Annotated in this window: 9 protein-coding genes and 2 pseudogenes; 3 read left to right on the top strand and 8 right to left on the bottom strand. The window is 40.5% G+C overall.

All coding sequences use genetic code 11. The features are described from left to right. Positions 1-313 (bottom strand): ISAs1 family transposase (locus SLS51_RS21815; protein WP_323840635.1); only part of this gene is annotated, 313 nt, incomplete at its 3' end. 94 nt (positions 314-407) lie between these two features. On the opposite strand from SLS51_RS21815, the pseudogene SLS51_RS21810 reads away from it, so the two are divergent. From SLS51_RS21810 to SLS51_RS21800, 3 genes and pseudogenes are all read left to right on the top strand, one after another. After that, positions 408-611 (top strand): annotated as a pseudogene (locus SLS51_RS21810) (IS30 family transposase); the annotation flags it as partial. 165 nt (positions 612-776) lie between these two features. Beyond that, complete coding sequence (locus SLS51_RS21805) at positions 777-1,943, top strand: MFS transporter (protein WP_323840634.1); 1,167 nt, start codon at positions 777-779, stop codon at positions 1,941-1,943. A gap of 522 nt (positions 1,944-2,465) precedes the next feature. After that, a pseudogene (locus tag SLS51_RS21800) lies at positions 2,466-2,618 on the top strand (IS982 family transposase); the annotation flags it as partial. Here SLS51_RS21800 and SLS51_RS24300 read toward each other — a convergent pair. From SLS51_RS24300 to SLS51_RS21770, 7 genes are all read right to left on the bottom strand, one after another. Then, positions 2,614-2,907 carry a DUF6137 domain-containing protein gene (locus SLS51_RS24300; RefSeq protein ID WP_369293957.1) on the bottom strand — a complete coding sequence of 98 codons (294 nt, stop codon included), beginning with the start codon at positions 2,905-2,907 and terminating at the stop codon, positions 2,614-2,616. The pseudogene SLS51_RS21800 and the gene SLS51_RS24300 sit on opposite strands and share 5 nt — an antisense overlap. After that, positions 2,855-2,983: a hypothetical protein gene (locus SLS51_RS21795; protein ID WP_278249212.1), complete on the bottom strand. Its 129-nt coding sequence runs from the start codon at positions 2,981-2,983 to the stop codon at positions 2,855-2,857. The genes SLS51_RS24300 and SLS51_RS21795 overlap by 53 nt, the downstream gene beginning before the upstream one ends. Before the next feature lie 2 nt (positions 2,984-2,985). Next, positions 2,986-6,669 (bottom strand): hypothetical protein, encoded by a 3,684-nt coding sequence (locus SLS51_RS21790; RefSeq protein ID WP_323840632.1) that lies wholly within the window; start codon positions 6,667-6,669, stop codon positions 2,986-2,988. A gap of 645 nt (positions 6,670-7,314) precedes the next feature. Continuing rightward, positions 7,315-7,545: a hypothetical protein gene (locus SLS51_RS21785; RefSeq protein ID WP_323840631.1), complete on the bottom strand. Its 231-nt coding sequence runs from the start codon at positions 7,543-7,545 to the stop codon at positions 7,315-7,317. Beyond that, positions 7,529-8,908, bottom strand: a complete 1,380-nt coding sequence (locus SLS51_RS21780) for a hypothetical protein (protein WP_323840630.1) — start codon at positions 8,906-8,908, stop codon at positions 7,529-7,531. The genes SLS51_RS21785 and SLS51_RS21780 overlap by 17 nt, the downstream gene beginning before the upstream one ends. Positions 8,909-8,944: 36 nt before the next feature. Beyond that, complete coding sequence (locus SLS51_RS21775) at positions 8,945-9,172, bottom strand: hypothetical protein (RefSeq protein ID WP_323840629.1); 228 nt, start codon at positions 9,170-9,172, stop codon at positions 8,945-8,947. Positions 9,173-9,939: 767 nt separating this feature from the next. Beyond that, the coding region (locus SLS51_RS21770) for a transposase (protein ID WP_323840628.1) at positions 9,940-10,144 on the bottom strand (205 nt) is incomplete at its 5' end.

The following is a 10,144-nucleotide window of genomic DNA, read 5'->3' as shown; positions in this document are numbered from 1 at the left end:
ATTCCCCCTGAGTGACCTGATGAACCGAACGCATCCAGTTGATAAAACAAAGATTAAATTGTTCCGGATTAATCCGTGAGAGAAGTCGGGCAATCGTGTCATCAACAGGGATCCCCTCCTTGAACATATTATGTTCAAGAAACCATTCATGGTGGCCTTCAATATACTCTTGGATCTCACTCCAACCATCTGCGCCGCCCAGAACAGCGCACAATGAGGCAAATAAAATATCGAATAAAGGGTAGGCGACTTTGGCACTTTGACGGGGATCTTGAATGTCTGAGAAATGTTCAGTAAAAATATCAAAGCACAGGGTTTTTGCTCTCAAAAAGAGAGTATGAGATCATAACTATTACTGTCGGTCAAATCTGATTTTTTTAACAAAATATTCACGATCTTGCCCTGCCCCTTACTCCCGAGAACTTGGTGTCAATGAAAACACAAATGGATTGATTCGTCAGTATTTTCCAAAGAGAATAAACTTTTCATCAGTGACAGAACAGGAAACAAGATTTATCATGAATAGGCTTAATAATCACCCACGTAAGGCATTGAGGTCTCCTCCTGATGAATTATTTAAGGGAATACGAACATGTTTACTTCCAGATTAACGATGTTGCACTTATTATGTGAATCTACCGTCATTTAAAGTTACTATGCGAATGTACACTATATATTGATAAAATAATTATTACTCTACTTTAATAACCAAGTGATTATAATATAATAAAGTTCATTATTTATAATATTTTCAACTATATAAAGGTGGAAAAACAATGAAAAATGTCATTTTTTTAGCTATAGGTATGTTTTCTTTGGGATTTGATGCTTATATTATCGCCGGACTTGTACCTGGAATTAGCGATAGTTATCAAAAAAGCGCCTCTCAAGTCGGACAAGCCGTAAGTATATTTACCTTATGTTATGCAGTATCTGCTCCATTATTTGCTTCTCTTTTAGCAGGTAAACCTATAAAAAAAGTTCTATTAACTTCTATAGTAATCTTTGGACTTGCAAATGCATTAACAGCCGTCTCTCCAAATTTCTCTATATTTTTGATATCAAGAGCAATTGCTGGTGTTGGTGCGGGTTTATTTTCACCATTAGCTGTAACAGGAGCAACTATGTTAGTACCTGTGGAAAAGAAAGGGAGAGCACTTGGCTTAACAATAGGTGGAATGAGCATGGGAACTGTATTAGGTGTTCCTATAGGCCTTTACATTGCTAACCAATTTAATTGGCAATATGCAATGTGGTTTGTCGTTCTTCTTAGTTTAATTTCTGCTTTAAGCATTCTTAAATTTCTACCACATGTTCCAGTCACAGCCCCTCCAGCTATAAAAGAAAGAATTGCAATGTTTTTAGATAAAAGAGTAACCATCACTGTCTTAATAACATTCTTTGCAAGTATTGCAAGCTTGGGTTTATATACCTATTTATCTCCATTACTACAAGACCTTAATAACTCAAATGATTTAACAATATATTTATGGGCTTGGGGATTAGGTGGATTATTTGGTAGTATATCAATTGGGTATTTAATTGACTACTTTAAAAAACCCAAAACTCTAATGGCACTTATTCTAATCATTTTAACATGTTCCGTCGTATGTATTCCAATAATGATTAACCTATCGCTTATAAAATATTTACCGTTTTTCATCTGGGGAGCTATGGGATGGGCATCAGGAGCACCTCAGCAACATATTTTATTATCTTATCAGCCTAAACACGGAAGCGCAGCCGTCGCGCTCAATAGTTCGATTAACTATCTAGGAAGCTCGGTAGGTGCTACATTAGGTGGAATAGTTATATCTCTAGGAATGGGTACTATAGCTCTAATTTATTTTGCGGTTCTCTCTATGGTTATTTCATTAGGTTTTCAGTTTTATAGTATGAGAAGCAACGATTTTAAAACAGTTAACACTAAAAAATCCGTATAAAAAACAACCGGCGATTTCAGATATAAGATAAATGCCCGGTGACCTTACCTTATCCCAGCCATCCGGTTCATGCATGCTACAGCTTCCTTTCTTTATTTGGAGCCTAACATCATGAACCGTATCCAATACATGGCCGAACAAAAACAACAGCATATTATCAACTGATGTCGCAGTGACCTGGTCAGAAAACAGTATTGTGAACATCTGAACATTACCAACTGGCATGTTCTACATTTCGTAACCAAATTGCTGACAGCAAAAACATCCCAGATATTATCCAGACACTGCCCATCATATTCCCCATTTCACTCCAACCTACCGAAGTGTTCCCTCAACTTTTTATCCAATAAAAATTATCCGCTTTCCGGTAAACCGTCAACATGACACCTAATGACTTAATGACTCAGCCTACACGAGCGATATGACTAATATAACCTGAGGTTTGCTTAAGAAGGGAACTTAGTGCCTGAGGCAAGATCAAAGTTTTTGTCAAAGAAAACAAAATCGTGGAGCTCCTCAGGCATGTCTAATTTAGAAGAACTTGACTGCTGCGTCGATGACTTTTGCCAAAAATTTATTCCTCTCTGGCATCAACAGTTAATTGAAAATGGTTTGCTCAAACGTCGCTGCGAAGCTTCCCTTTCTCTCAGTGAAGTGATGACGCTCCTCATTATCTCACTGACGCAGCTCCTCTGCTTGTTGACGAGCAACAAAATGTTGATGCAGTAGATACGCGCACGTTAAGGGCATTGTTCACGATTGCCGAAAATTCATCGATCTCTATTGACAAAGGCTCGTATCGCAAACATCCCAAGGTACAGTCGAACAGTGCTTCCAGGCGTACCATAAATTCAATTGCATCACGTGGAGGGATCTCCAGCCGCCCGCGCCCGATTAATTCTTCTACACTATCACCTGTCGTATCGCAGGCGACTTTGATAATTAATTGCCGAATGTAATTCACTGATATTGACATGATTTCTCCCAAAATCTTTCTGCATGATAGGCTGGCTGATATTGACATCAGGTTGAAAAGTCATACTCAAGCCTCCGTGCCTATGGCACGAATAATAGCAATAGGGTCAACTTCATCCAGTTTAAAACGACCTTTCTCCTCTGCTGCGGTGTGAATCAGAGCACGTTGAATATAGGTTTCAATTTCCTCAGTTATGCCATAAGGCACCAACCCAAGCTGTTTGACGCATTGCTGGCATTGGCTGTCAGAGAGTAAATTAGCATGATAAGCGAGTAGGTATTCCTTGCAGCGCTTAAATTTACTTTGCCAGCCTGCAACTTCATCTGCAATCGTGGCGGCAGAGCTTGCATTCACAGCGATTTCAGGTACATGGTGTAATACCAAATCGCGCAAAGCTGCATTTTCTGGCTCTGCAATTAGCTGTTGCAATGTGGCAGTCAAGTCACGACGATGCAACAGACTTACACCTATTCGCTCAGCGGCAACAGGTGATAGCGGCACTTGTACCATCCTCAACAGTGTCTGCTCCGGCCACATCGCTGAAAGCAGCAATCCCAATTGCCCTGCTGTGGTGTGAAGGACATGCCATTGATTTTGGTCAGCTTCTGTTTTCTCCAATTCTTCAGCCATACAATGAAAAGCTTTCCAGGCACCTTCAAAACCGGCAATGCAAGCTCCAATTACCTCATCACGTACAAACTGGTTCAGACAGAGTGCTGCTAGAGTTGTGGCAAAGGGCAATGAATAGACTGTGATACGTTGAATAGAAAAATCAACCGCTGCTCGGTAAGCGGCATAAGCACGAAACAGGTCACGCCAAGGAGAATGACCAACCATTTCATATACATGTGAAACTTCATCGTTAGGAACATACGAGAAGTCGTAAGCTGTATCGAACAGCACTCGTAACCAGAGCACCAATTGATGGAGATCCTCAGCTTGCCAACGGGCACCATCAGTACGCTGCATGCGCAAGAAAAGCGTCCAAGTTCCTAACTGGCAGACTCGATTCGGTGATACTCGCCATATGGGTTTCCATTCGACAATACGCAATGCCAACGCTTCGAATACATGTAAACGGCCAATGTCCTCTTCCGGAGCGTTCGGTAGTTCGGCAAATTCAACGATCAATTCCTTCTCATTAAAGAGGAAGCTGGCCTTATGTACTACAAAGGGGAGTGAAATCTCTAGAATGTTCCGAGTTAACCTCAGCAGGCAAGAGCGTGCATCACCAAAGCCATCTGCGATATTTATCAGTTTGCGTAGGGGAGCAGGCAGTTCAGAACCGGAGTGAGCTCGAAAGTGAGCCAACATCCACTGATGTAAAAGATTATGTAGTTGATGAGCATTTTCCATAGGCAGTTGATCAGGCATCATATTGCCAGCAATGGGTATTAAAACTTGCCAGCGCAAGAAGTCGTCGCCCAAACATTCCACCATGTCTTCTTTTAACTCAAGCAAAAAATTGTCTGGCATGGGCTGATAACGAACATGCTCTATCCACCTTAGGAAAGAACGTAATGCCGCCGCCTCCGTGGCAGAAAGAGTCGACAGTTGGGCAAATGCAATCCAACCACTTAGCAAATCCAAGTAACGCTGATGTGTACTGGGATCACGCCGATCGACCACATCGATTAATACCGCTTTAAGCACTTGATCATAAGTATCCACCAAGTCAATGCGACAAAGGCCCTGCAATGTCGGTAAGTTTGCTTTATGTAGAGTCTCCATTAGGCTAGCGGTGGCTTGCAGTAAATCAGCAACTTCTCTGGCTCCAGCTAATGCAGCGGCAGCCTTAAAACATCTCAAAGGAGTTAAAAACGCCAGATAGGCAGCACATGCTTTTGGGGCACACACCAAACTAGCGAGTGCAGTCGGTGCTAGTTGGCCGTGATGTATTATCTCTAATAGAGAGGCCGGAGAAAGCGTAGATTCTGCTACATTGACCAGAGTATATACAATATTTAACCGTTCAGTATCCTCGTAAATGGACAGAATTTCTGTATCTGCAAGTACATGGAGTATACATTCTAACAACAAGCGTGCATCGCTATACGGTGCAGTTATCGCAGCATCGACCAATGACGTTAATTGGATAGACGGCAATTTTTCAATCCATGCTTCAGTTTTAATTAACTGCATAATTAAGCACAGATCATTGAATCGGGTGAGCCTGCCTGCAAGCGTTGGGATAGCTTTGCATAAGCGCGGTAACACAGATTGCGGATTGCTTTTAGCGGTAAGAGCACAGAGATAATCTGCCGTTGCATCAGTTGTCGGCCAATCAGAGAGGAAAAACTCAATAGCTCTCTCTCCTGCCTGTGCGAGGAGCCAACCTGTTAAACTGGGGCTTCGGATAGCATTACCATTTTGTAGCCAAGTGTCTGTTGGGAAAACCGTGCGTCGTTTAAGTGTGGTGTAGGTCTTTTCCGTTAACACAGGTAAGCCAATCAACGCATTTTGCAGAATATCGGTAACACGTTGAGATGTAAGCTCCGTTATTCGCAAGGATTCACTGTCGTCAAACACACGTTGTACTGAGATAGGCAAATTAACCGATTCGGCTGTTTCCGTTTTCAATTCGATAAGTGGCTTTTGTGCACTAAAGTAGGCCAATTCCCCCATACTATCAATGACTACCCAAGGAACAGCGGGTATATCCGTTAGTTGGGTAAGAAAAACCGGCAAATTTTGTTGTCGGAACATGATACCAGCATGTTCACTGCCCACCCCAGATTCAACGAAGACAGCGGTAAGAGCCGTTTGCACAGACAGGGGAAGACGCAGGTAACGAGACCAAGCATCGTTCAATGTCGATGCAGAAAGGAAGCTACCTAAAGAGGGAAAAGAAGGGGGTAATAGCGCTGCCACCGGTACTGCTCGCATACAATGCGCCAGCTCGGTGCGTACTTCGGCGGTTAACCGTTGAACACGACGTTCAAGCGTGTAACCAGGAGCAGGACGCACCTGTACTAACCAAAGTTTATCTACGTTCACTTGACGTAATTGTGTGCCATACCACAAGGGAGCAGATAATGTTGGCCAATGATAGGCGACCGAGTTTACCCTTGAACCGGGCGATTGCGCCGCCGCAAAGCCAAAACCAAACGCCAGTTCTCCCCGAACACCATTAGAACCGGCTAAGGTCAGTCCGGTGGCCGATACCAATCCATGATCTGTTTCCAATACCCACTCAGTATCCAACGCAATTTCAGAAAAGTGCTGATGTAACTGCCTGATAATTTTGTACAAACTATGACATACATCAGCTGTCAGATAGGGTGCCTGTAAAAGTTCCACTTGAGGTGGAGTGCCTTGAATCAACCGCTGAACAAAACAAGTGACTGGCTGTGGCTGATAATCAGGATTGATTAACCGTTGTTGTGCGATAGCTTGAGGTTCAAAACCACTGAAAGTAACCTCAGCAACAGTGTCGGCAAAATCTGCTGTACGATGGCAAATGACACTCTCATAGCCACCCGCATTGACGAAAATATCACCATCTTCCAGACCTGCACTACGAACAATCCAAGGAGGTGGACCACATACTTCCTCTACTTGTTTTACCCAATCGTGATGCTCCGTCATATATTTGCTGTAGATGGTGCGTAACAGCTCAGCATCAGCATGTGGAGAAACCGCGGTGATGGCAAACGCTTTATCGGCAGGAAATGCCAACAAAGGGGGAATAAGAGCCGAAAAATCGACGTGCCGGGCGAGCTGTTGTAATCGTTCAAATTTTGCAGTCATACGTTTTATTTTCTTACCTTATAGAGCCAGAATCCCAAATGAGTTTTCACGTTGACAAGGGCGAGTCGCGATTTTCTTCCCATCGCTTGATTTATGCCAACACTAACAACATAGCTAATTAAGCCCCTAATAACACAAATATTACCAGCTCGATAGTCAATATATGGGAAACAACAACTGTTAATTTTTCCTTGTCATAGTATCGATGTCGTTTATATAAAAAACTGGTCACACGTGCTTGTGTGTAATCTTAGTTTCTACCTCCGGTTTTACTTCAATTATAGGTTGTTCAAACGTTCTTAAAGAATTGCCTATACCCTATGGATTTCAAGATGAATCGCGACGGCAAGGAAGCGAATCCCCGGGAGCATAGATAACGATGTGACCAAGGTGAGAGAGTGTAGTGGCAAGACTATTCTTGCCACCTACTAAACTACAATTAGCTAATCATGGGAATATAATAATGCTCTTCATCATCCCAAGTTCACTTAATAATCCCACTATTCCCATATATATTAGTCACCTTTACATTCAAACTATCGTTGACAGATTTCTATCCTAAAGCCTCACCTCTTACCTGAGGTAAAATAAATTCGTAGCTAACTAGTTTGAATAATTGATGAATAGTCAATAGATCCCAATACACTAACAACAACTTTCCATACCGGGCGTACCATTAACACCCGTAGAATATTCCTTATACCTTGCTGGTGGATTTGTTAATTTTCCTTTTACTGCAATTTGTTGCGTGTTGATAGTACCTTTATTTGTAATATAAAGAGGAATAACTTTTTTTGGATCGAAAATAGAATAATGAATGTTGAAGAGATTGAGACATCGCTGTTTGATGCTGTCACTTTCACGGTTTCGACTCACCAATAGAGGCCACCGAAGGTGCTGTATAAAGTCCTGAAGTACTGATACTACCCAGATCTACAGGGCTGATTGACCATTTAACATTCTTAGCTGGGGTCACAGTAAATTGTTGGGTTTTATTGGCAGACAGAAGTATCTCTGCGGGTTCAACTTTCAGACCTGTCAAGGTAGGGCTAATATCGCCGAATAAGACCAAATCTCCAGGAACAGCAATCTGATCAAATTCCAAAACTTCCGAGTTCGGAAACAGAATATGCTGAATATAAAATGTATTGATATCAGGTAATTCGAAAAAACCAGTCTTATTAATTTTATCTGTGAGCTGATTTGCCATCTTCTCTGTTCCATTACTTTCAATAAGAATTAGTCCACTATGTTCTGACTTAATACATTTAACGGTTATCTTGCCAACCGTTGAAAATGAAATAATATTATTTTCCTTCAGAGAAACTTCAGCCTTGCATTTCCCATCACAGCTAAAAGTGTAATCATTTAAATAATCGTCATGTACCGCCCCTGCCGGGCCGTAATAACTCCAAGATACTGAGAATCGATGATTATAAGTATGGTTCTCAGGGAATTGTAAAACAACATGCTTACTTTCATTATCTTCAACATCAGCAGCTATAGTAAATTTATTAAATGGCAAATGAGCAACCCGCACTTCTCCTTTCTCATCACAGCTCTTATAGCTAATCCTTGAGTCTAAAAAAGTTACAGAACCATCTATAATTTCATTTGTCGGTGTATATCCTCCAGTAAACTGCAAAGTTACAGGACTATTCTGCCCTGAAGTGATGGTTGTAAAAGCAGCATCATCAATATATTTTTTAAAATGTTCAGCAAATATATTACCGAATAGGGTTGCATTCCCAATAATGAGAGCTGCCGATTTTCCTTCTGGAATAATGTAAGGATAGTTATCTCCTGGCAGGTTACCCCCACCTGCATTATAATTAGTGGCAATAAAAAGCAGTACAGCTCCATCACCATAGTTTTTAGAATCTCGTAATGTTCCGCTAGGGGCTGGTTGTGTGCGAACAATAAATTTTTTAGGATAAAGTCTATTTTTACCATTATTAGGCTTTAATACACCTAGAATATATTCATTAGGATTAGACTGAATATATTGCCTAAAATACTGCACAATCTCTGCTGGAGCATCATTTAACCCTTCTATATCCAGTAAAGTACCTTTCTCAAATTTGATGACAACCCTGCCATCATCCTCAACGACCCCATTACCATATTCCAAATTTACATTAAGCTTGAGAGCATAATTATTCGCTGGACTAATATTTTCCCACTTAATAACTTGACCATTAGAGTTTGTATAAACAATCGAACCAGAAATAAATTTCATAGTTGCTGTGGCCTGACTGGCCGTAATTTTGGAATCCTAAAATGAAATGAATGGTACGCCTAACACTATATCTTGGAATTTTATTCCATATTTCTCATTTTCAAAACTTATGGGAGGATATTGTACCCCCGCAGCTCTCTTTTCTATATATTGCTGAAGCAATAATTGATTAACTTTATTTCGATCATAAGCAACAACGGCATCCCAACCCAACGCAACACTGCGCATTTTTAAAGAGTTAATTATATCATTTGCGTTACTCATTACATCCTCCATCTATTTAAATAACAAATATAGTTTTGACATAGTAAAAATAGTGGATAGTCAATTTAAATAGAGACTACCCATGCCACTAATTATCAATAAATTAACAATCCCAGATACAGAAAATCTAAGTCATTACTCCATACAACATTATTTTATGAATAAATCATTCATAGAAGATTAATAGTCCACCTAAAAAACACCCAACAATAGAAATATTAGGCGATAAAAATAAACCCTCTTTAGTTTAATCCCCCGGATGATTTACTCAACACTTCCGACAAATTCAATTAACGATTAAATATTAACATTAACACTACCTTAATATACTATAAAAATAGAAAACCCATTCCAATAACCTAACTATTAACTACTATATCACTATCAATAAATCTTAACCATAATCTAATAGTTCACATCTTTAAATATAATAAATTAATGTATTATCAAAAACAGTCAGCGACAGCGGATTATATACTCCGCCGAAGAAGTTCGAGGGTGGTTACCATTTTGTCAGTATTATTGCCAGTTTGCCGTCAGGAGAAGAAACGCGAGCCGTTGTCTGCCTGGCTAGTCAAAATACGATAGCTGAGTTTAAAGTGGCGCCTTCATACGCTTTAAATATTACTCCACAGAAAAAAGTCACCTTTACAACAAAAAGTGAAGATTTTGAAGGTAATTTATGGGAGATTTATCCGAAGAAAGGGAGCATAACGGATGTGAACTACAAAGAAGAAGGTGATTTCTCAGTTTATACCCAAGAAACTTCAAGATGCAGTTTTTAGCACCTGAAAATGGTCGTTAATTCTAGACATCAGCGAGTCCGCTATATCCGGTAGCGTTGTGGTGAAAAATTTGAAGACTTTGTCTCGAAATTCATGTTTATCCGCGAAATAACGGTTATTTCGAACCTGTTCATTCATGACCTTCCATAATCGCTCTATCGGGTTTAAATTTGGGCTGTATGGAGGA

The sequence above is a fragment of the Photorhabdus africana genome, assembly GCF_035181445.1.
GTDB classification, from domain to species: Bacteria; Pseudomonadota; Gammaproteobacteria; order Enterobacterales; family Enterobacteriaceae; genus Photorhabdus; species Photorhabdus laumondii.
Note: the sequence above shows the minus strand (reverse complement) of the source record. Positions and strands in the feature narration are given on the sequence as shown.

What these genes read in the sequence shown, in the direction of transcription:
- SLS51_RS21805 (WP_323840634.1), top strand. Translation starts at nt 777, where the DNA reads ATGAAAAATGTCATTTTTTTAGCTATAGGTATGTTTTCTTTGGGATTT.
- SLS51_RS21795 (WP_278249212.1), bottom strand. Translation starts at nt 2,983, where the DNA reads ATGACTTTTCAACCTGATGTCAATATCAGCCAGCCTATCATGCAGAAA.
- SLS51_RS21790 (WP_323840632.1), bottom strand. Translation starts at nt 6,669, where the DNA reads ATGACTGCAAAATTTGAACGATTACAACAGCTCGCCCGGCACGTCGAT.
- SLS51_RS21780 (WP_323840630.1), bottom strand. Translation starts at nt 8,908, where the DNA reads ATGAAATTTATTTCTGGTTCGATTGTTTATACAAACTCTAATGGTCAA.
- SLS51_RS21775 (WP_323840629.1), bottom strand. Translation starts at nt 9,172, where the DNA reads ATGAGTAACGCAAATGATATAATTAACTCTTTAAAAATGCGCAGTGTT.